The sequence below is a fragment of the Alistipes sp. AM16-43 genome (genome assembly GCF_003435745.1).
Lineage (GTDB): Bacteria > Bacteroidota > Bacteroidia > Bacteroidales > Rikenellaceae > Alistipes > Alistipes onderdonkii.
Genome location: NZ_QTUQ01000002.1, coordinates 554063 through 576506 on the forward strand (window position 1 = coordinate 554063; position 22444 = coordinate 576506).

General features: G+C 59.5%; 13 protein-coding genes and 1 pseudogene. 3 read left to right on the forward strand and 11 right to left on the reverse strand.

What is annotated here, in order from left to right; translation table 11 throughout:
• Position 1 precedes the first annotated feature (1 nt).
• The 11 genes from DW189_RS05500 to DW189_RS05555 all read right to left on the reverse strand — a co-directional run bounded on the left by DW189_RS05500 (position 2) and on the right by DW189_RS05555 (position 15833).
• Entirely contained in the window at positions 2 to 1849 is a 1848-nt protein-coding gene (locus DW189_RS05500) for a C25 family cysteine peptidase (RefSeq protein ID WP_141417867.1), read from the reverse strand.
• Between the two features lie 20 nt (positions 1850 to 1869).
• Positions 1870 to 3402: a hypothetical protein gene (locus DW189_RS05510; protein WP_117507135.1), complete on the reverse strand. Its 1533-nt coding sequence runs from the start codon at positions 3400 to 3402 to the stop codon at positions 1870 to 1872.
• An 89-nt stretch (positions 3403 to 3491) separates the two neighbouring features.
• The gene (locus DW189_RS05515) at positions 3492 to 4067 is read right to left on the reverse strand and encodes a hypothetical protein (protein ID WP_130065212.1); all 576 of its coding nucleotides are present in this window, start codon (positions 4065 to 4067) and stop codon (positions 3492 to 3494) included.
• An 8-nt stretch (positions 4068 to 4075) separates the two neighbouring features.
• Positions 4076 to 5353 (reverse strand): hypothetical protein, encoded by a 1278-nt coding sequence (locus DW189_RS05520; RefSeq protein WP_117507136.1) that lies wholly within the window; start codon positions 5351 to 5353, stop codon positions 4076 to 4078.
• Between the two features lie 4 nt (positions 5354 to 5357).
• Positions 5358 to 6296, reverse strand: a complete 939-nt coding sequence (locus DW189_RS05525; protein ID WP_141417866.1) for a hypothetical protein — start codon at positions 6294 to 6296, stop codon at positions 5358 to 5360.
• 32 nt (positions 6297 to 6328) lie between these two features.
• Positions 6329 to 7279, reverse strand: a complete 951-nt coding sequence (locus DW189_RS14410; RefSeq protein ID WP_162508139.1) for a hypothetical protein — start codon at positions 7277 to 7279, stop codon at positions 6329 to 6331.
• A 10-nt stretch (positions 7280 to 7289) separates the two neighbouring features.
• Positions 7290 to 8558, reverse strand: a complete 1269-nt coding sequence (locus DW189_RS05535; RefSeq protein WP_022331863.1) for a DUF6175 family protein — start codon at positions 8556 to 8558, stop codon at positions 7290 to 7292.
• Positions 8559 to 8652: 94 nt separating this feature from the next.
• Positions 8653 to 9516, reverse strand: a complete 864-nt coding sequence (locus DW189_RS05540; protein WP_130065215.1) for a hypothetical protein — start codon at positions 9514 to 9516, stop codon at positions 8653 to 8655.
• Between the two features lie 546 nt (positions 9517 to 10062).
• Complete coding sequence (locus tag DW189_RS05545) at positions 10063 to 10572, reverse strand: hypothetical protein (RefSeq protein WP_117507138.1); 510 nt, start codon at positions 10570 to 10572, stop codon at positions 10063 to 10065.
• An 88-nt stretch (positions 10573 to 10660) separates the two neighbouring features.
• Positions 10661 to 11653, reverse strand: coding sequence for an aspartate-semialdehyde dehydrogenase (locus DW189_RS05550; protein WP_022332557.1), 993 nt, complete (start codon positions 11651 to 11653; stop codon positions 10661 to 10663).
• A 151-nt stretch (positions 11654 to 11804) separates the two neighbouring features.
• Positions 11805 to 15833 (reverse strand): two-component regulator propeller domain-containing protein, encoded by a 4029-nt coding sequence (locus DW189_RS05555; RefSeq protein WP_162508138.1) that lies wholly within the window; start codon positions 15831 to 15833, stop codon positions 11805 to 11807.
• Positions 15834 to 16559: 726 nt separating this feature from the next.
• On the opposite strand from DW189_RS05555, the pseudogene DW189_RS05560 reads away from it, so the two are divergent.
• The 3 genes and pseudogenes from DW189_RS05560 (at position 16560) to DW189_RS05570 (ending at position 22427) form a co-directional block, all read left to right on the forward strand.
• A pseudogene (locus tag DW189_RS05560) lies at positions 16560 to 19858 on the forward strand (SusC/RagA family TonB-linked outer membrane protein).
• 28 nt (positions 19859 to 19886) lie between these two features.
• Positions 19887 to 21518: a RagB/SusD family nutrient uptake outer membrane protein gene (locus DW189_RS05565; RefSeq protein ID WP_055210793.1), complete on the forward strand. Its 1632-nt coding sequence runs from the start codon at positions 19887 to 19889 to the stop codon at positions 21516 to 21518.
• A gap of 24 nt (positions 21519 to 21542) precedes the next feature.
• Positions 21543 to 22427 carry a putative zinc-binding metallopeptidase gene (locus DW189_RS05570; protein WP_117507140.1) on the forward strand — a complete coding sequence of 295 codons (885 nt, stop codon included), beginning with the start codon at positions 21543 to 21545 and terminating at the stop codon, positions 22425 to 22427.
• Positions 22428 to 22444 lie beyond the last annotated feature (17 nt).

Genomic DNA, 22444 nt, shown 5'->3' on the forward strand with positions numbered 1-22444 from the left:
TCTATTTGGTTGATATGATTGATTTCACGTTTCCGTTCAGGTCGGCGGTCGCCGTATGGCAGCTCTTTATGGTACCGTCCGTCTGCAGGTAATTGAAGGCATAAAACTCGTCGCCGTTGCCGTATTTCATGCGGGTGACGGTCGACAGGCTACGCGGTTCGACCCCCAGCTGTTCGTACAATTGCCGGTCGACAGCGGCGCGGATGAGCGACAGGTTGCGGTCGACGGCGCTGCGCACCCGGTCGAGCAACGAGGCCGGAGCGGCTTCATAGACGCACTTGCGTTCGACGACCGCGTTGACTGCGCCTTTCGCCAGCGCCTTCACCGCCCGGGGATGCGCCTTCGCCCCCTCCCGGCGCACGCCCACATGCAGAAACGGATCGCCGAAAAGGTTGAACTCGACGATCGTAAGTGCTTGGTGGGGCGTAAAGTAACCGTCGTTATAATCGAAGAAGCTCTGCCGTGCCATGTAGAATGCCTCGCCGGCCGTATACCCCTCGAGCAATTTGGCCATATAGACGTTCGTCAGGCGGTCGGCATTGTCCAGATCGGCTGCCGAACTGCTCTTCGAAGCACCCCACGCGATGCGCGACGACCCCAGGTAGAGCAGCGTCATGTCGCCCATCGCCGCGAGCAGCATCGTCTCGCCGCGGCCGTAATCCTGGAATTTCCCGCCATAGCACGCCTCGGTCACCACCACGTTCGGTTTCTCGGCGGACGCCAGCTGCCGGGGCGTGACTGCCTCGTAACATTGCTGCTGGTAGGAAGCATAGAAACTGCATGCGGTCGGGGCATCGCTGCCGTGCAGGTTGAAATAGTAGAAGTCCGCACCCCGGTCGAAAACCTTGTCGACGATCGAACGCTCGACGCAGGGGCTGACAAAAAGGTTCTGCGTATAGATACGCTCATCGAGCCGCACGTCACCCCGGAAGAGTCGATTGCGGCGGAAAGGCTCGCTGACCGAAGCCGAGGCCGAAAGCCACGTGAGGTCGGTCTGCCCGTAAGCCCTGCCCACGGCCATCGAACCGGGGGCTTTGGCCGCACGGCGCAGGTATCCGGCCAGGTCGTCCAGCGACGCGTCATGCGCCAGCGGCAGGCGTCCCGCATGGAAATATTGTTCGTACTGGAAAATTTCGGCCGTCCCCAGCATGGGGTAAGTCCGCTCGCCCAGCAGGTAGGCATAAGGGATATCGGAGTCGATGTCCGTATCGCTGTAATCGGGATCGGAGATATACTGCGGCAGGACGGGCATGGGAATGACATCGGCGCCTCCGACGATGAACAGGTAGTTGGTTTCATCGTCGGCCGTGCTGCGCCCGAAACGGTAATAGTCCGCCAGCAGGTAACCGTGTTCGACCCACGAATCGGCCGGTGAAAGCGCCACGGCGCGGTTGCGCCCGGCCTCGGGGTTGCGAAAAACATAGTCGCCGGCATCGACGATGCGGTAACGGATGCCGTGTGCCGCCGATGCTTCGGCATAAGCGGCGAGCAACTTGCGCACCGTCGCGGCATCGGTTCCGAATTTGCGGGCCAGAGCCTGCAGGTTGGTGAAGATGACGCCCTCGGCCATAGGCCCCGCCGGCTCCTTCGAGCCCGCGGCCGCGCCGCTTCCGGCCCGGGCGTCTGCCCGGGCGCTTGCGGCGGATGCCGCCCCGCATCCCGAGGGGTTTGCGGCGCCATGCGAGGCCGAAGCCGCCGGGGTATCGCCCGCAGCCCGGACAGCCGGGGCAACGGGTGCCGCATCTGCCGCCGGGGATGCCGTCACCGGGCGGGCGGGGAGCCTGGTGCCGCAGCCCCCGCAGAAAAGGTCGTTATCACCGCATTTCTTTCCACAATTGGGACAAAACATCGCGAATCGGTTTTAAAGGGTTAATCAATCCGGACGACTTGGGCCGGCGTACGCTTCAGGTCGGGCATCGCCTCGCCCACGCCGGCACCGATATAGGTCGCATCGCAGATTACATAGCGTTTGTTGCCGAGCTGCATGTAGTCGCCCTTCACCTCGCCTTTGAAGCATACCGCCGCGGCGATATGCGCCGGATAATAGAGCAGCACGACATCCAGCCCCAGCAGATCCTTGACCAGCCGCGCAAAGAGGATCGAACGGTCTTCGCAGTCGCTGTACGGATAGTAGTACATCTCCTCGGCGAAGAGTGTCCGCTCGATGCCGAACTGTGCTTCGTCGGTCTTGTAGGGGAAAGCCCTGTGCAGGTAGTGCAGCAGCAGTTCCGCCGCCTCGCGCTCGCCCTTCCCGGCCACTGCGGCGCGCAGCAGGGGATAGAGTTGCCCGCGCACCGGAGCGGTAAGCGCCGTGGCCGCATAGACGCTCCAGTGACAGGGCGGATAATTCGTATAGAAATCCATCAGGTTGCGGTTTACCGTCACCGTCGTCGAAACCACGCCGTCGAAATTGCGAACGACGGGCGCCGCGGGTTTCTGCGCGAAGAGGGGCGGCGCGGGCATCGCCAGCGACAAAGGCCGCTCCCCGGGGATCGTGAAATTGCAGATATTGTACGACGCGGCCCGCGGGACATCGTCCAGGATATAAAATACCTGGCCGTCGATATTGAAATAGGGACGGGCATAGACCTGCCCGTCGGTGGCCAGCAACAGAAACAGCCGGCCGTCGCCGCGCGCCATGCGCACTTTATAGCCCGCCTCGGCCATCAGGAACGATTGCAGGACGACCGATTCGTTCGTTTTGGGGCCGCAGAATCCGTCGGCGAGTGTCCGCACAAGGTCGTAATAGCCCCAGTCGTTGAGCCCCAGCGCCTTTTTCAGCGCCACGCACTCCGCCGCCACGGCATCGTATGAACCTCGCGAAACGCCTTCCCAGGCATTGGCCACGCTGTTCTCCTGCACCGAGGCGAGGTTGAAGCGGTGTTTCGCAGCCAGCGATACGGAACAGCCCGTGCCGTAGAACGTGAACTTGAAGGGACGCGAAACGTCCACCGCCGGAGCCGCGTCGTCCGTCCCCGCGGCGGGTTTCCGCCCCTGCTGCACACCGTTATCCCCGGCCCCCTTTCCCGCGGCGGGTTTGCCGGGAAGCATAGGTGTTTCCGCAATCCCGGGCGCATCGGGCATCTCCGGAGCCGGCTCGGGCAGGTCGACCACCTTGTCGTAAGGCATCCTGTCCTGCGTCGGCACAGAGGGCGCATCCGGGCGTTTCATAATGGGGATGTCGGGTTCCCGGCGTTCGGGCACGGGTACCGGAGCCTCGGCGCGGAAAGCCTCCCAGCGCTTGCGCATGAAGTCGGCGCACGCCTTGCGGTAGTTGTCCCGGAATTCGGTATAGGCCTGCCTGCGGCGCGCCTGGTATTCCAGCAACGCCTCCCGGCGGGACTGCGCCGGCAGGGGAAGCACGAAAAGCAGCGACAGCAACAGGGTCAGATAGCGTTTCATAGGCGGAGCGGTTACGGGTAAAAGACGGCGGCTTCCCTCGTCCGAGGGGAGCGCCGTCTCTCGATTGGACATGGTGCCGGCCAACAGGGCTACTGCTGCGAGAAAGCAGCCATCTGCTCCTCGAAGATCTTTTTGAACTGGGCGCGGTCGAATTCCAGGTTGAGTTTGGCATCCTTGGCGATCGCATCCTCGATGGCTGCCTCCAGGGCAGCCTTGGGAAGCTGCATGCAGACATAGTAACGGAACGAGCCGTTGTCCTGGCGGAACATCTTCTCCTCGACGACCTGCACGTCGCGCAACTGCTGGCCGACGGCCGTGTAAGCCAGTTCCTGATACTGCGACTTGTGCTCGGCGGAAACGCCCGTATCCTGGTTCTTCACATAGTTCTCGATGACGAGCTTCACATCGGCCTGGATGGCCGCGGCAAGATCCTGGCGGCAATTCTGCATGGCGATCTTCTGCGCCGTGCTGCGCTCGGTGCTCACGCCGTTCTGCACGGCACGGTAATATTCGGCATTGCTGCGGTACTGTGCGCCGCTGAGCGGAATAGCCTCTTCGACCATGCCCGCAGGGGCAGCGGGCCCGGAGGCCTTTTTCGACGAACTGCACGACACGGCGCCGGCAGCGAGCAGGAGAGCGATAGCTCCAATAAGGGTTCTTTTCATCTTTCGGATTATTTGGTTGTAAGTTTATAGTGCAATGTAAAATCGGCTTCGGAGGCCTTCCCGTCGGCGGGATTCCCGAATCCGATGCTTCCCCTGAGGACGTCCACCCCGTCGGTTGCGGGGCTTATCGAGCCTTGCGCCTCGAACGTTACGCTGCAATCGCCCCCGGCGAGCTGCGGGGGTTCGATCCTTTCAGCCACGATCCGGGCCCCGTCGGCCGGGTTGAACAGCACGATCCGCCGCACCTCGGCCGCCGTCCCGCTTACGCGCAGCTGCATCGTCCCGCGGATCACCCCGCCGGACTGTTCGATCCTGAGCGTGCCCTTAGGCCGGACTGAAACGGCGTCCCCGGCCGGATTGAAAAAGATCGTCTGCGACACGCGCGCACCGCCGAACAGGTAGAGCACTTCGATCTTGTTGATATCGGTCGGCGAAGCGTACTGCGGATCATAGGAGAGCAGGTAGCGGCCGTCGCCATAGGGCTTGACGGCCATCTCCAGCACCGATTCGCTTTTCAGGCGCGGCTGCACGGCGGTCGTGGCCGGACGGCCGTCGAGCCGCAGGGAATAGACGCACTCGCCCGGCGCCTCGGACTCCACCTCGATCGACACGGCATGGTACAGTGCCCGGTAATTGCGCCGCAGGGTCTCGACATCGCCCTTGCGGGTGGCGTCGAAGAAATAGTCGTACAACCCGTCCAGCTCGTTTACCGCCAGCTGGATACGGTCTATGTCCGTAATCGTGCCCAGTTCGCGCCGCAGCCGTTCATACTCGGCCTGCTTGGCGTCGTCGATGGCCACGAAAGCCTCGATCAGCTGCCGCCGCGTCTGCTCCGGGAAGGGGTACAGCACCGAATATTCATAGCGGTAGGTCTTGGTCTTCTTGCTGTATATCCGCTCCCAGTAGACCGCCTCGGCGTTCGAGAGGGTGATATCGTTCAGGTAGGGCAGCTGTCCGGCCTCGGTCATCAGCACCGACGAATAATCGCTCATCGCCGAGACCAGCTGGTCGCGCGTGATCTGGCGCGTCGCCATCTTCTCGGCGGACGAGACATTCACGGCCACGGCATTGACGATATACTGCCGGATCGAGGCCATGCATTTCCCCGAGGCGGCGGCAAGGGTCTCCCCCACCTCCGTCACCGCAAAATGCGACCGGTCGGAGCTGCCGATCCATGCCGGCTTCCGTTTGCTGCTCGCCTCGACGACCTTGTCCTTCTGGGCAAAAGCCGCCGCCGAGATGCAGAGTGCCGCCAAAAGCAGCGAAATAGGTAATAAACGCTTCATCGGGTCACTTCGTTAGGGATTTAACCTTTTGCGTATCGGAATCGTAGCGCAGCGACACCTTGCCGGCAAAGGCGTCGAGCGCAACGGCATCCTTCTTCGCTTTGTAATGGCCGGCGATCAACATGGCGCAATCGGCATCCCCGACCTTGCCCTGGCAATGGGCGAAGAAAAAATCCTCGGCCGCAGCGCCCTGCCCGTCGGCGAGCATGGCACGCACGACGGCGATCCGCAGGTCTTTGCCCGCATATTCGTCGTCGCCGGCCGCTGCGGCGTAGCTGTCGCGCAACCTGACCCACTCGGGCTGCGCCGCATAGGCGGCCTGGGCCTCGCGGGCCGCATGGTTTCGCACGGCCAACGCCCCTGCACCCGCAGAACAGCAAATCAGCACGACGGCCGCAATGACCGTCACCTTACGGCGGTTTTGCGCATGCGCCGACGCCTGCCGTGCAAGGGCGTCATCCAGCCGCAGCTGCATGGCATCGAGCCGGGCCAGCACCCCGGCATCACCGCCAAACCGCTCCCGCACGGAAGCGGCATCCTCGGCGAAGACCCGCGCTGCGGCCCTTACGACCACTTCGCCGGCACTCAACCGCAGTTTCCCCTGCATACGGGCAAGCAGCGACACGGCCAGCGGCACCAGCGCGACGGCGGCCAGCAGGTAGAAGATATTGGCACCCGTAGCGACCCCGGCGAGCAGGCAAAATACCAGTGCCGCAGCGCACAGCGCAGGGAGCATCTTACGGGCCGTATCGCCCAAGGCGGGCAGCGGCACGGCATCCAGCCCGGCAAGCCCCTCTTCGAGGCTCGCGAGCATCAGCCGGGAATCCGCCCCCGCACCGGAGGCAATATCGTCGACGACGGCCCCGACATAGTCGGCGCCGCAATCCGGGCACAGGTGCTGCGAATCCTCCATTCTATTTCCGCAGACAGGACAGGTTTTCATCGTATTTCCAGATTAGTCAGACAATCGTTCGGTCAGAGTCCGAAGAGCCATTCGCCCAGCGACTTGCCCTTCTTGGCAGAGGACTCGGCACGCTCGGCCTTGAGGCTCTGCGCCTCGACGGCAGCCTCCTGCTGCGTCCGCGCGCGCATTGCCTCGGCATCCATTTTCCGCAACTCCTGCTCCATCGCCGCGGCTTCGGCCGCCGCAGCCTGCGCATCGAGGCGGTTGAGGAACCGGATCACCTCGCCGTAGTTCGGGCTCACGGGGTTGCACGCACGGCACAACTCCAGCGCCCCGTCGATATCGCCCTGGCGCACCAGAATATCGGCCTGGGCAACGGCACGGGTCACCTCGCCGGCGAGCAGTTTGTCGTAGACCTGCACCTTGAGCTCCTCGACCGCCTCGTATTCGTCGACACTCTCGGGAATCACGGCCAGCGCCGCCATCGCATCCTCGTACTCCTCACGGGCGACGAGCGAGTTGACCTTGGCGAGTATCTTCGGCATCTGGCGCGTATAATAGTCGGCGATGCCCTGCTGCACGTCACCGATCAGCTTGGCGAAACGCGCGTCGTTGACGTTCACCTTATTGATCAGCGACCGCATACAGGCTTCCATGCTTTTGCCATTGGCCTGGAGCGATATGGTCTGGCTGCCAAAAACCGTATCTTCGAAGAGATTTTTGACCGACAGGGTCAGGTCGGCACGCAGCACGTGCAGCGTGGTCATCCCCGTATCGACCGCCCCGTCGTCGGTGATTGTAAGCGTCGGCGTGACGACGAAAAGCCCCGCGGCATCGGCCATGCCGTTGCGGGTGATGATCTTGCTGATCTTGTTTTTGAGGGCCGCGGCGTTGTTGTCACCGAGCTGCGCGGTCGTCTCGTCGTCGATATAGGCCGAGAGGTCGATTACGGCCTGGGCCCGGAGCGACAGCGCGGCCAGCACGAACACCAGCGAGAACGATAGTTTACGAAGCAGATTCATGGTCTGTTGTTTAGTAGATGATTACGTCGATGGAATTACCCGTGATCGTACGCGACACGGAGAGGTTCAGCCCCTTGAGGTACTGGTATAGCGCCAGTGCGAAATCATTGACGTCCGACTGCATCCCGTCCTCCATGGAGTTGTCCACAAAAATATCGCTGAAGGCCAGCAGCGTGCTCGTGCGGCCCTGCGTATGGTACTTGCCGTTCTTGGCATGGCGCTTCACCCACGAAACGAGGATGTCCGACAACGGCATGATGTTGTTGATCTCGGTATCCATGTTGATGGCCGATCCGGGGTCGATCGTAAAGCGCACGGCCACGCTCTGCCCGGTCGAAATCTTGGTCGCCATGCGTGTGGATATCTGCTTCATGAAGTCGCCGACCATCGCCTGCGCCATCACGCCGCACAGCACGTCGGCCGTCGTGCGTTTGCGCCCCGAAATTTCGGATTTGGTGGCCAGCGTATTGCCCGTGGCGATCTCGATCGCCTGCAGGGTCAGCGACACGCGCACCCCGCCGTCGTTCACATCCTGGTTGATATCGACGCTCACCGAGACGTCGGCACCCGAGTTGATGAGGATCGCATCGTCGAGCGACATGCCGTCGCCCATGCGCACCTGATAGGTATTGGCGTTATTGAGCGACGTCAGCAGGTCTTTGGTCTCCACGCCCTGCTTGATAAAACCTTCGTTGACCTTCGAAATGGCCATGCGCATATCCGAATTGTCGCGGATGGCCTCTTCGTAGGACTGGCCGCTCTTGCGGAAGGGCACGACCATCACCGTCGGCATGGCGATCATCTCCTGGGTTTCGGAGAGCGCTATATCGGCGGCATTGCGCCCGATGATACCGTTGTTGACCAGGTCGCGCTCGAGCGATTCGGTGTAGAGGTCGATCGTCGCAAAGACCTGGATGTCCTTGGCGGCGGTCTTGTTGGTCTTGTCGGCGATGGTGCAGCTGCGGATGTAGTTGGCATAACGGGTCGTCCCGAGCAACTGTCCGACATACTGGGCCGCTCCGGCCGAGGGTTTGCTGCCCAACAGGGGTTTGTTGTCGTTCAGGCCGTCTATACCGTTATATAAATAAGTGTAGATCACCGATTTCTTCGCCATCTCGATCGCCTCCTTCTTCGTGCGGGCGATTCCCGAACACTCCAGCGTAGCGATCTTTCCGGTCGTGCGTTTCAGGATGGCATCGGTCGTATAATTCTGTGCGGAGGCGGGAAAAAGCGCCGACAAGAGAACAACGATGACTGACAATACGGACTTCCTAAACATCTGATAAATATTTTAAGTTTGAACGGATAAAATCCCCGGGGTACCGTCAGCGACACCCCGGAGATCGTTTCCAGAAGAATTATATGCGGTAAATTTATGCACCGACGAGCCCTTTGAAGAAACCGCCCGCCGCCGTCCCCTGCTTGTCGAGGATGACGACCAGCTTGTCGCCGTTGTTGAATTTCTCCTTGATGGCATCCTCGCCCGAAGCGACCTGGCATTTGGTAACGCCTTCCATCACCTCGACGGCCACGATGGTGCCGATCTCCGACTTGGTTACCTTCGGGCCGATCTTACGCTCCAGGAATACCTTGAAACGGGTCTTTTTGGCAACGCCCATCTCCGTACCGCCCGAGATATAGAGCTCCTTGACGCGGCCTTTCTTGTCGGCCTCGCCCAGCTCGAGGATATAGGTCTCGAACTTGAAATGCTTGTCCACGAACCCGACCATGCCCTTGCGGAGGTCTTTCATCGCGTCGTTGAATGCACCGTCCTTCGAATCGGCGTCGATACCCGAAACCGAAAGGTCTTCCGAACCGATCATGGCGCCGTCGGCAATGTTATATACCTTCAGCGAATAGGTCACCTCGGCCTTGTTGTACATCTTGCCGTCGATATCCGACTTGAACTGCGAGAACGAAACGTTGTTGGCCTGTCCGATGACGACCTTCTTGGCGCCCAACGCCTTGTAGGCGGCTTCGCTTTCGCTCTTCCAGTTAGCATCGTTCACCACGTCCTCGACGTTGCGGTCGGCATAGAGTTTCGACAGCGTACCGTCGGTCAGTGCGTCGACGATGTGGAAACGGCCACGGTCGGCAAAACCCGACAGGACGGCCGCCCGGATGTTGTCACAGGCTGCCTGGCTGACAGCGGAGGTGTGCGTAAAAGGATTGATGATGACAGTCTCCTTCGAAGGATCGTCCTGGGCAGAGGCGCCCAGCCAAACAAGCACGGCCACAGCGGCCAAAACGGTTTTGAAACAGTTTTTCATAAATATAGCTGAGATTAAAAGGGTTAGGAATCGCATGCTTTATGATGGGACATAGCTCCTACAGTCCCCCGCACCTGGGAACTAAGCAATAAATGTAAAATTAAAAAAAAGGAAAGCGTGGTGCTGTAGCTATATTTCAGAGTGGGAAGGTTCTTGCAAAACCTCGAGAATAAAATAAGCAACAGTCCCACGCCTATATCCGTAAACGGATAAGACGCGGAGAAATGCCGGCTTATTCTCTTCTCAGTATTAATTTGCAAGATTTACCACTCGAGAATAAACTTACACTTTCCGTGTTAGTCAGTATGTATCACAAATATAGTGAATATATTCGAAAAATACAACTTCGGCACCTCTTTTTCGGGACTGTCGCGACCCTAAATTACAATAAAAAATTCTAATTCGCTAACTTCAGGCCCAAAATGTGCCATACGAAGACCCGGAAACGAGCCGTCTCCGATCGCCGGCAGAATAAAACGCACACGCCCGTGCCAAGGGCTCCGGCAGCACGCCCTACATCGCCAGCGCCAACACCACGACCATCAGGGCAACGCACCACAGAGGCAGGTCGCAGCGCTCCCCGGACATCGCGGCATCCAGCGCACGGGAGCGCTCCAGATAAAGCAGGAAGAAGAACCACAAGGCACCATATACGACATTCCGGGCAATGCCCCGGATAAACATTTCGGTTCCTCCGTACAGATGCGGATCGTATCCGGAAAAGAGCAGCATGAGCAGCGCAGCGAAATGCAACACCACACGCAGCCCGGCATACCAGCGCGCCAGCGACAACCCGTAGGGGCTCCGGCCGACCAAGCCCCACAGCACGCAGACGGGCAGCGCCACGCCGGCCGCAGGGATCAGGAACATCAAAGCCGTGCCGCCGCCCAGCCGCCACGAGCCCGAAACGAACTGCATGAGCAGCCCGAACGCCCACTCCCCCAGCCGGGAAACGACATAAGCCCCGAACACCCACACCGGGCCGGGCAACTCAGCGATACGGGCTGAAAACTTGGATTCCATAGGGCACGAACTTTACGCCGGGAACAAAGGTATGAAAAAAAGGGAGACCCGCAGTCTCCCCTTTTCCTGTTTTTTAAATTTCCGGCCATCAGACCAGTGTCTCCAATATCTGCACGGCATTGAGCGCCGCCCCTTTTTTGATCTGATCGCTGACGCACCAGAACGTCAGGCCATTCTCGCAGGTCAGGTCTTTGCGGATACGCCCCACGTATACCGGCTCCTTGCCCGCGATGAACAGCGGCATCGGGTAAACTTTGCCCGCCGGGTCGTCCATCAGCACCACGCCCTGTGCCCTGGAGAAAGCCTCGCGGGCTTCGGCAACCGACACGGGACGCTCCGTCTCGAGCCATATGCTCTCCGAGTGGGCACGCATCACCGGCACGCGCACGCACGTCGCCGACACGGCGATGTCCGAATGCATGATCTTGCGCGTCTCGTGAAACATCTTCATCTCCTCCTTCGTGTAGTCGTTATCGGTGAACACGTCGATATGGGGAATTACGTTGTAGGCCAGCTGGAATGCGAACTTGCTGACCGTAGGCTGCCTGCCGGCGCCCAGCTCGGCATACTGCGCGACCAGTTCGTCCATCGCCGCGGCTCCCGCCCCGCTGGCCGACTGGTAGGTCGAAACGTGTACGCGGCGGATGTGCGAGAGATCCTCGATCGCCTTCAGCGCCACGACCATCTGGATCGTCGTACAGTTGGGGTTGGCGATAATGCGGCGCGGAGCGTCCTTCGCATCGCCGGGATTGACCTCGGGCACCACCAGGGGCACATCGGCATCCATGCGGAAGGCGCTCGAATTGTCGATCATAATGGCTCCGTGCCGGGTGATCGTCTCCGCAAACTCGCGCGATGTCCCGGCACCGGCCGACGTCAGGGCGAAATCCACCCCCTTGAAATCGTCGTTGTGCTGCAACAGCTTGACGGTAATATCTTCTCCGCGGAATTTGTACGTCCGTCCCGCACTGCGTTCCGAACCGAACAGCAACAGGGAGTCGATCCCCAGGTCGCGTTCCTCCAAAATTTTCAAAAATTCCTGGCCCACAGCCCCGCTGGCGCCCACAATCGCAATTTTCATGTTGATATCGTTAAAAAATGACCATCGTTCCCGCTCGGACGAACCGTACACGGAAACTCCGGAGGCAAATATAGCGATTTCGGGCCGAATAACAAAAAAGCGCGGCCCCGCCCCGCCGCGAAACGCGCGGCCGGCAGGATGAACAGCCACCTCAGGTTGTCTCGGCTTCCACTCCCGCCTCTGTGCCCGGCCCTGCATCCGTTTCCATCGCCTCACGGACTTTCTGTTCGCGGTACACCTTCGGCGTACATCCGAAACGGAGCACGAACCCCCGGAAGAAAGTACTGCGATTCGAGAAACCCGATTTGTAAATGATCTCGTCGATCGACAGCCGGGTGGTCACCAGCAGCTGTTCGGCCAGACCGAGCCGGTATTCCCGGATGATGCAGGCCGGGGTTCGATCGGTCACGCCCCCCAGCCTGCGATAGAAGTTGGGCAGGCTCATCCCCATCCGGTCTGCGATGAACTGTGTGGAAAGCGACGTGTCGAGGATATTGCCGTGGATGATCTCGAGCATCCTGTCCAGGAAAACCTTGTCTTCCTTGTGGAGCAGGTGCCCCTGCGCCAGGTCGAACGCGCTGTATGCCGAACGGCCGTAATCCTTCAGCGATTCATAACGGCGCAGCAACTGCCCCACGACGTTTCTCAGGTGCGCGATGTCGAAGGGGAAGGCCAGGCAGATGTCCACCTCCGACTCCAGTCCCTCGATCTTCATCCCGGAACGCGAGGCCGACGTCAGCAGGATGACCGGCACCTGTGCCATGTGCCTGCTCCTGCGGATATGCCGGATCACACCGGTCATGGCCGGATCGAGCGTCACCGCACTGCAAATGACGACCTGTGGCCGCAACGCTGCCAGTTGCTCCGCAGCCTGCCCGAGCTCTCCCATGACCTTAAGGTCATAGGCGCCGGCGAAGAGTTGCGCGAGGAACGAAGCCATGTCGGGGTCTTCGCACACCACGAGCATCGTCGGCAACGCATCGCGGGAGGTTACGGCGGAAACAGCCGGGGCGCCGGGCATCCCGAACTGCCGGTCGGAAGCCATGTCCACCTGCAGGACTGGCTGCGTTACCCGGGCGATCTCCAGTTCGGGAAACGACAACGTGACAGTCGTAACGTCGCCTTCCGATGCGATCCGGAACTCCCCGCCCAGCTTCGCGGCCAGGTTGTGGCAGATCGCCAGCTCCATATCCCCTTTCTGCGAAAGGCCGCCCTTGCCGCGGCTTTCCAGATAGTCCAGCAGCCGGTAACGGTCGGAGAGGAACTCGATCTGCCCCAGGTCTACGCCCTCCCCACGATTGGAAACCACGACCCGCAGCCTATCCTGTACAACGGATACACCGAAGAAAACCTCCCCGCCCGTCTCCGAGCGCCGGAAGGCATTGGACAGCACGATATTCAGCACCATGCTCAACGTACCGCGCGCCGAGGGGAAGAGCATACCTTCCCCCACCTCGGTACGGTAGCCTACCTTGTGTGTTTCGGCATACTCGGCAAAAGTCTGCACCAGTCCGTTGCACATCCGGGTGACATCGAGCAGCTCGACGTCGTCGGGACGATCCGCCGCCCCGGCCGCCCTGAGCTCATTAAGCAAACAGGTCAGATCTTTCAATTTCAGGGCATTGCGATGAATGAATCCCACCTGCCGGAGCACGAAGCCGTCGGAGGCCCCGCACTCCAGGATCTGCTGGCAGGAACCGTTGATAAGCGTCAGCGGCACCGAAAGTTCGTTGGTCAGGCTGGCAAACGAACGGATACGCGACTCGTAGAGCAGCTCTTTGGAGTGCTGGTCGTAAAGCGCCTGCCGCCTGTGCATGCGTTCACGGCGGCGGCGCTCCAGATAGCGCCCCGTGAACGCAGCAAACACACACGCGGCCGTACCATACACCACCCATGCCCAAGCGGAAGCATAGGGCGGCGGCAACACCCGGATCGCCAGCCGGCCTACGGGACTCAGCTCCCCGGTCATATTGTTCCGGTAGCGGACGTTGAGCGAATAATTGCCGGGCGGAAGGTTGGCGAAAAGCAGCCGGTTGTTATGGCGGTTGTCATTCCACTGGCTGTCGAACCCCTCGAGGTTATACAGGTACGAATAGTTGCCGCCGTTGATATAGTCCAGCGCCACGATCGAAAGACCGAAAGCCCCTTGCCGGTGGGTAAGCACCAGTTTGCCCTTGCGCATCAGCTTCGAAATGCTGTGATCCGTGCCGTCGATGGTCACATCCCGAAACCGCACCGGGGGCATATACCCCCGGTGCAGCGACTCGCCGCCCGAGACCACGACCAAACCGTTGATGCCGCCGAACAGCAGCTTCCCGGCACGGCGGTCGTAAAAATAAGCACCGTCGCTGAACTCCACGACCTCCAGCCCGTACGAAGCGCCATAGGCCACCGAACGGTGCGCAGCCGGATTATAGCGGACAATCCCGGCATTCGTGGCGGCCCAGACATTGTCGAGCGAATCGGCCAGCAGTCCGTGAATCACCCCGGCCTGCAACTGGTCGTGGGCGAACTCGACGGCAACCGCCCCTTCCCCGGGGCGGTAACACCCCATGCCGCACCCCGTTCCGAACCAGAGCGTCCCGTCGGAACAGCGCACGGCGACCGTCACGTCGTTCGCGGCCAACCCACGGCGTCCGTCCAGCGGGATCACCTCGCCCCGGCGTGCGTATTTATGGTATCGCACCGCCCCGATGCCGTGGTTGCAGAACCACAACGTCGAATCGGACTCCTCGCAGAACGAGAAAAAGAAATTCCGGCTCCGCTCCCGGCTCCCCAGATCCACGGACTCGGCCAGCCGGGCAACGGGGGCGCCTGCGTGGCCTGCAAGCTCGATGCGGTATACTCCGCTACCGATCGTTGCCGCCCACAGCACCCCGGCAGCATCCTCATGCAAGCCGTGTACATTCGCCAACTGCTCACAGCCCGCCAGGGCATGGATGCGTCCGTCGCCGTAGGAATAAAAGCACACCCCGCCGTCGCCCCCGATCCACAGCACACCCCGCCGGCTCGCGGCAAAGGCATAGACTGAATTCTTACGCAGGGCGGTATTCTCGGCTATAAAATTCCGGGTATTTTCCCGTCCGAACGCCCGCTGTGCATAGAAATCGCGGATGCACAGGATCCCGTCGTTCTTCGTCCCGACCCACAGGTTGCCGCGCTCGTCGACGAACAGCGCCTTGATCGGTTTGGTAAGCTTGTAAGGCAGCATGTCATAGGTTATGGAGCGTACCGCGATATCCCCGGCCGACTGGCGGAGCAGGCCGCTGCCGTCCGTCCCGATCCATACGATATCCTGGTTCCGATCCTTGAGCAGCGAGAAAACGCCGCAAGCGACATCTATCTCCCGCAGCGTATAGCCCCCAGATTCCGACCCGGAAGCATGGAGGCGCAACACCCCGCCCATTTCGAACGCCAATACATAGTCGTCCCCGTCGCGGATAACGGCCGCAAGCTCCCCGCGCCGTTCCAGTTCCTGCGCGAGCCCGCAGATGGCCGACGTCAACTGCCGCTCGGTATCGAAACGGCAGAGGCGGCCCGCACCGTCGACGAAATAGACCGTGCGGTCACCGTCATAGCGGACGAACGAAATACCGTTGCGCACCGGAATGTGTTTCCACGCCCCCAGCACCGCACGCCCCTCGGCGTCATAAACTACCGGAGCGCAGTCCATGCCGTCGCGCCGCACGAACCAGAGCACCCCGTCCGGGTCGAGGCAAATGCGCAATACATCGTCGGCATCGACTCCGCAGAGCGGTTCGAAACGCGACTCGGAGGCGACATACCCGTACAAACGCCCTTTATACAGGAAGAACGCCTCGTCACGGCTCCGTGCCGTATATTGGTAAACACGCGGGAAGTCGGCATGCAGTTCGGCGGTTCGGGCCCGTGCATCGACCCGGTCGACCCCATAGTTGGTGCGCACCCACAGGTAGCCGTCGTCCGTAGCGACGATCTCCTGCACCAGGTTACCGGAAAGCCGGAAGTTCCGGGCATAATGCCCGTCCCAAAGGTTCAGTCCGTCACAACTCCCGGCCCAGACATATCCGTCCGCATCCTGCGCAAGCGAGAGGATGGAACAATTCGAAAACCCCTCGCGGTGCGAGATACGGCAAATATTCTGGGACAACGCCGGTACCGCGACGCACACGGCGACCAGCAACAGATACCTCAGGTGCATAAGACGGTTAGATAAAAACATACTCCGTTTCCATGTAAAAATAGGGAAAAGAAAGCAAATCGGCAATAAATCAGGGCACAACAACCGCATTTCCGATATATAATCATACTATTTTCAGATGAATTCATACTCCACAAAGGATACAAAAACATAATTTTGTATAACCGGATATACTAAAAATTTACCGGCAGGACAGAACACCCATCAAAAATCTGGAAGCCATGAAAAATTTCTACTCGTTGCCGCTCCGCACGGGAGATTCGCGGAAAGTGTTTAAGTGCCAGATTTGTCCGGCGGCACAGGCCGCCTTCCGTATTTTCGCCGGAAACAACCTTGTATATAAGGGACCTTTAATATAAAGGCAATAAAAGGGGAACACTCTCCGCCACGCCGAATCCTCCGGTATTCAACGGCCACAGTCGAACTGCCGACCATCCTGCTTCGCAAACACCCGGACGGTTCATTGCCCCGGATTCGGCACCCTCCATCAACTCTACGAATGTCTGCTTACGGAAACCTGCCCACACAGGCGATCCCGTAATTTGCGGCTCCCGGAAAATCCGTTTGCCACGGCAAACCGCCGCCAGCAACCTTTCCGGCACGCTGCAATCTCTGCGAACCGTACACGGAACTCGCTCCCGTCTCCGTACAGGGAATGTTTGCTCGTTTTCAAACCCGGCCTGCAAAGGCCCCCATACTTAATCCTTTAATTAATAATTATTGCCTATGAGACGAAAGATCCTCCTATCGCTGATGGCAGTCTTCTTCATGGCGGCAGCGTCGGCCCAGACCAGAACGGTCAGGGGTACCGTTGTCGACGAGAACGACACCCCGGTAATCGGGGCGACCGTGATCGTGAAAGACAGCCCGACACTCGGCACTTCGACCGATGTCAATGGTGAGTTTGTACTCAAAGACCTTCCCGCCGGGGGGGGGAATTACAGGTTTCCTATGTGGGTTATAAGACCCGGACAATAGCCATCACCCCCAATGTCCGTATAAAGCTCGAACCCGATGCCCAGGCCGTGGAAGCAGTCGTGGTCACGGGTATGACCAAGACGGACAAGCGCCTCTTCACCGGGGCATCCGACCAGCTCGTCGCCGATGACGTGAAACTTTCCGGCATGGCCGACATCAGCCGCGGCCTCGAAGGCCGTTCGGCCGGTGTCTCCGTCCAGAATGTTTCCGGTACATTCGGTACCGCACCCAAGATCCGCGTCCGCGGTGCCACGTCGATCTTCGGAAGCTCAAAACCGCTGTGGGTCGTCGACGGCATCATTATGGAAGACGTGGTGGACATCGACGCCGATGCGCTCTCGTCGGGCGACGCCACGACACTGATCTCTTCGGCCATCGCAGGCCTGAATGCCGAGGATATCGAAAGTTTCAACATCCTCAAAGACGGTTCCGCCACCTCGATCTACGGCGCACGCGCCATGGCGGGCGTCATCGTCATCACCACCAAGAAAGGCCGTGCAGGCGTCAGCCGCATCAACTACACCGGTGAGTTCACCTACCGCATGATCCCCTCGTACAACGAATTCAACATCATGAATTCGCAGGATCAGATGGCCGTTTACGAAGAGATGCGCAAAAAGGGCTGGCTGAACCTCGCCGAAACGGCCAACCGTTCCGAGAGCGGCGTTTACGGCAGGATGTACAACCTGATCTCCGCCTCCCTGATGGAGAATACGCCCGAAGCGATCACAGGCTATCTGCGTTCGGCCGAATACCGCAATACGGACTGGTTCCAGGCGCTGTTCAACAACAATATCATGCACAGCCACTCGGTGAGCCTCACTTCCGGAACCGAGAAATCGTCCTACTACGCTTCGCTGAGCGCCCTGTACGACCCGGGATGGACGAAGACCAGCAAGGTTTCGCGCTACACGGCCAACCTCAACGCGACCTACAACATTCTGGACAACCTCACCCTCAACCTGATCTCGAATGCGTCCTACCGTAAACAGAAAGCGCCGGGAACGCTTTCCAGCACTACGGACGCCGTAACGGGCACCGTGAAGCGCGACTTCGACATCAACCCCTATTCGTACGCCATGAACACCTCGCGTACGCTGGACAAAGACGCCTATTACACGCGCAACTACGCCCCCTTCAACATCCTCCACGAACTGGATGCCAACTACATGGATCTGGACGTGGTGGACACGAAATTCCAGGCCGAACTGAAGTGGGAGCCCGTCAAGGGACTCGAGCTGGCTGCGCTGGCCGCCGTGAAATACAACGCGACGGTGCAGGAACACCACATTACCGACGAATCGAACCAGGCGACGGCCTACCGCACCGACTCCCCGACGACCGTGCGCAACAACAACCCGTTCCTCTATAAGGATCCCGACAACCCCTATGCCGTAAAAGAGGTCGTATTGCCGGTGGGCGGCATCTACGAACGTGACGACCGCAAGATGTACTCGTACGACTTCCGTCTTACGGCGACTTACAACACGACGATCAAGAACGCCCACATCATCAACCTGTTCGCGGGTATGGAGGTCAACTCGGCCGACCGCCACAACACCTGGTTCCGCGGCTGGGGCCTGCAATACGACATGGGCATGACGCCGTTCTACGACTACCGGATCTTCAAGAAGGGACAGGAAGAAGGGTCTAAATACTACACGCTGGGCGACACCTACTACCGCAACAACGCCTACTACTTCAACGGCACCTATTCCTACAAAGGGCGCTATACCGTGAACGGCACGTTCCGCTACGAAGGCACCAACAAGCTCGGCAAGTCGCGCAAGTCGCGCTGGCTGCCCACCTGGAATATTTCGGGCGCATGGAACCTGCACGAAGAGTCCTGGTTCCAGAAGGCACAGCCCGCGCTGTCGCACCTGTCGCTGAAGGCGTCCTATTCGCTCACTGCCGACCGCGGCCCGTCGACGGTGACCAACTCGCGCGTGGTGATCAACGCCTACACCCCCTGGAGGCCGTCGGCCGGCGACGGCGAATCGGGATTGAAGATCGAAGACCTCGAGAACTCGTCGCTCACCTACGAGAAGAAACACGAGCTCAACATCGGGGCCGACATGGGCTTTGCCAACAACCGCATCAACCTGGTAGTCGACTGGTACAAACGTAACAACTTCGACCTGATCGGCGACGTGACAACGCAGGGCATCGGCGGTATCATCAAGAAGAAGGGCAACGTCGCCGAGATGAAATCGAACGGCATCGAAATCAGCCTTTCGACCAAGAACATCAAAACCAAGAATTTCAGCTGGACGACCGACTTCATCTATTCGCACATCCACAACGAGGTGAGCAAACTCGAGACCTCGGTGCGCGTGATGGATCTGGTGGCGGGCAGCGGGTTCACGCTGGAAGGCTACCCCGTACGGTCGCTTTTCTCGATCCCCTTCATGGGGCTGAACGAGATCGGTCTCCCGACATTCCTCGACCAGAACGGCGACGTCTCGACGACCGGCATCAACTTCCAGGAGCGTGAAAACCTCTCTTTCCTCCAGTACTCGGGTTCGGTTGACCCAACCGACATGGGGTCGTTCGGCAACGTCTTCCAGTGGAAAGGGCTCAAGCTGAACGTCTTCATCACCTACTCGTTCGGCAACGTGGTGCGCCTCAACCCCGTATTCAAGTCTTACTATTCGGATCTCACGGCTATGCCGCGCGAATTCAAGAACCGCTGGATGGTAACGGGCGACGAAAAGAAAACAAACATCCCGACGATCCTTTCCCAGCGCATGTACCACGACAACAACAACCTGTCGCGCGCTTACAGCGCCTACAACTATTCGACGGCTCGCATCGCCAAAGGCGACTTCATCCGCATGAAGGAAATATCGCTGACCTACGATTTCCCGAAAAAGCTGATCTCGAAGCTGAAGTTCCAGAGCCTCTCCGTAAAATTTCAGGCGACCAACCTCTTCCTGATCTACGCGGACAAGAAACTCAACGGACAGGATCCGGAGTTCTTCAACACCGGAGGTGTCGCGGCACCGGTTCCCCGCCAGTTCACGCTGACCATCCGCATCGGCTTATAGTCCCTAACACTTCAAAGAGAACAACAAGATGAAAAAAAGCATATTCTATACGTTCGGCCTCGCGCTGGCTGCCATTGCCTTCGCGTCATGCGACGATTTCCTGGACAAGATGCCCGACAGCCGCGCCGAACTGGATACCGAAGAAAAGGTCGTCAAGATGCTGGTGTCGGCCTACCCGGACAATACTTATAACATGTGCGCCGAGTTCTCGTCGGACAACGTCGACGACTATGGTTCGATAAAGAGTTACAACCAACTTCAGGAAGAGCTCTACAACTGGCAGGAAGTAAGTTCGGTCGAAACCAATGAAAACCCCAACGCGGTATGGGGCGATGCCTATACGGCGATCGCCGCGGCCAACCAGGCGCTCGCGGCCATCGAGGAACTGGGCGGTGCCAAGACAGCCAAGCTCCAGGCCGCCAAAGGCGAGGCGCTCATCTGCCGCGCATACGCCCACTGGGTACTGGTCAACATGTTCTGCATGCATTACAACACCAACCACCCGGACGACCTCGGAGTACCCTATATGGAACACGCCGAAACCGAGCTGAACCCGAAATACAGCCGGGGAACGGTAGCCGGGGTCTACGAAAAGATGATCGAGGACATCGAAACCGGCATCCCGCTCATCGACGACGCGATCTACTCGGCTCCCAAGTACCATTTCAACTACAAGGCCGCCTGCTGCTTCGCATCGCGCGTCTTCCTGTTCCACGAGGACTGGGACAACGCCATCAAATACGCAAGCATGGCGCTCGGGTCGGATCCCAAATCGCAGCTCCGCGACCTCGATTACCTGGCCGCATTCCCGCGCAACCCGTTGAACGACATTTCGAAAGCGTACAACTCCACGTCGCTGAAGGCCAACTACCTTATCTCGACGGGACTTTCCAATGCCGGCGCGATTTTCTGCAACTACGGGAGCCAGAACCGTTACACGCACGGCAAGTCGATCGCCGCCTACGAGACGATCGAGACATCCGCGACCACGATGAGCCCCCTGGGCAGCAAGTACGGCTGGAAGCTCCGCACATGGGTATACGGGTCAGGGCGCTACCTGCTTCCGCGGGTGCCGTACCTCTTCGAATACTCCGACCCCGTGCAGGCCATCGGCTTCACCCACTCGCTGTTCGTGGTGGCCAGCGGCGACGAAGCGCTGCTCAACCGTGCCGAGGCCTATATCATGAAAAAGGACTATCCGGCCGCCCTGGCCGACATGAACATGTGGGCGCAGAACCAGCTCACCGCCTCTTACTACAAAGAACTGACCGAAGAGTCGATCAACAAATGGGCAGATGCCCTGGGCTACGACATGACGCCCAAGGATCCCGAAAAACCCGAGGACGACCTGAAGAACATGTATCGTACGGCCAAGAAAAAACTCAACCCGGGCTTCGTTATCGACCCCGGCACGCAGGAGAACATGATCCATGCGATTCTCTTCATGCGTCGCATCGAATTCATGCACCTGGGCATGCGCTGGTTCGACACCCGCCGCTACGGAATCACCCTTTACCGCCGCCTGATCGACCAGGACGAGGATACTCTGGTCAAGGTGACCGACACGATGACCGACGAAGGCGGTAACCGCGACCCGCGCCGCTGCCTGCAACTGCCGCCCGACGTCATCGCCGCCGGACTGACGGCCAACCCCCGGTAAAAACGATAAAAATGATTTTCGATTATGAAAAAGAACCTCATATATTTCCTCGTATTGCTTCTCTTCCCCGCGGTACTCGCAGCCTGCTCGGAAGACGACCTGAGTTCCACGAGCGTGATCCAGCCGCCGCAAGTCGTGCAAAACGATTTCGACCGTTGGCTCGACAGGCATTACCTCGCGCCCTACAACATCGAATTCCAATACCGCTACACGGACATCGAGTCGAGCATGGGTTACTACCTGACGCCCGCCGATTACAACCAGTCGATCGCGCTGGCCAAGCTGGTCATCGCACTCTGCCTTGAGCCCTATGACGAAGTGACGGGCAGCCGGGACTTCATCCGTGCTTATTTCCCGAAGATCATCTTCCTCACCGGTTCGCCGGCCTACAAGAGCAACGGCTCGATCATCCTCGGCACGGCGGAAGGAGGCAAGAAGATCACGCTCTTCAATGTGGACGCCCTGCAAATAGCCACGATCGACGCCAGCACGAACTACTTCAAGACGATCCACCACGAGTTCGGGCACATCCTCAACCAGACCAAGCCCTATACCACCGACTTCAAGGAGATCACCGGAACGCTCTATGTGGGCGATTCCTGCTGGGATACCTACAAGACGGATGCCTCGGCACTCCAGGTCGGGCTGATCAGCCGCTATGCAGGCTCCGAAGATACGGAAGACTTCGTCGAACTGATCTCGATCTACGTCACCCGCCCGCAGGAAGCCTGGGACAAACTGCTCACGACGGCCGGCGCCGACGGTGCGGCCATCATCAACCAGAAATTCGAGATCGTCCGCAACTACCTGCAAAACAGCTGGAACATCAACATCGACGAACTGCGCGAGTCGGTACTGCGCCGTGCGGACGAAGTCCCCGACATGGATCTGGAATCCCTCGACGACTAACTAAAAAAAACTGAGCC

What these genes read in the sequence shown, in the direction of transcription:
- DW189_RS05525 (WP_141417866.1), bottom strand. Translation starts at nt 6,296, where the DNA reads ATGAAAACCTGTCCTGTCTGCGGAAATAGAATGGAGGATTCGCAGCAC.
- DW189_RS05550 (WP_022332557.1), bottom strand. Translation starts at nt 11,653, where the DNA reads ATGAAAATTGCGATTGTGGGCGCCAGCGGGGCTGTGGGCCAGGAATTT.
- DW189_RS05555 (WP_162508138.1), bottom strand. Translation starts at nt 15,833, where the DNA reads ATGCACCTGAGGTATCTGTTGCTGGTCGCCGTGTGCGTCGCGGTACCG.
- DW189_RS05515 (WP_130065212.1), bottom strand. Translation starts at nt 4,067, where the DNA reads ATGAAAAGAACCCTTATTGGAGCTATCGCTCTCCTGCTCGCTGCCGGC.
- DW189_RS05570 (WP_117507140.1), top strand. Translation starts at nt 21,543, where the DNA reads ATGAAAAAGAACCTCATATATTTCCTCGTATTGCTTCTCTTCCCCGCG.
- DW189_RS05500 (WP_141417867.1), bottom strand. Translation starts at nt 1,849, where the DNA reads ATGTTTTGTCCCAATTGTGGAAAGAAATGCGGTGATAACGACCTTTTC.
- DW189_RS05565 (WP_055210793.1), top strand. Translation starts at nt 19,887, where the DNA reads ATGAAAAAAAGCATATTCTATACGTTCGGCCTCGCGCTGGCTGCCATT.
- DW189_RS14410 (WP_162508139.1), bottom strand. Translation starts at nt 7,279, where the DNA reads ATGAATCTGCTTCGTAAACTATCGTTCTCGCTGGTGTTCGTGCTGGCC.
- DW189_RS05520 (WP_117507136.1), bottom strand. Translation starts at nt 5,353, where the DNA reads ATGAAGCGTTTATTACCTATTTCGCTGCTTTTGGCGGCACTCTGCATC.
- DW189_RS05545 (WP_117507138.1), bottom strand. Translation starts at nt 10,572, where the DNA reads ATGGAATCCAAGTTTTCAGCCCGTATCGCTGAGTTGCCCGGCCCGGTG.
- DW189_RS05535 (WP_022331863.1), bottom strand. Translation starts at nt 8,558, where the DNA reads ATGTTTAGGAAGTCCGTATTGTCAGTCATCGTTGTTCTCTTGTCGGCG.
- DW189_RS05510 (WP_117507135.1), bottom strand. Translation starts at nt 3,402, where the DNA reads ATGAAACGCTATCTGACCCTGTTGCTGTCGCTGCTTTTCGTGCTTCCC.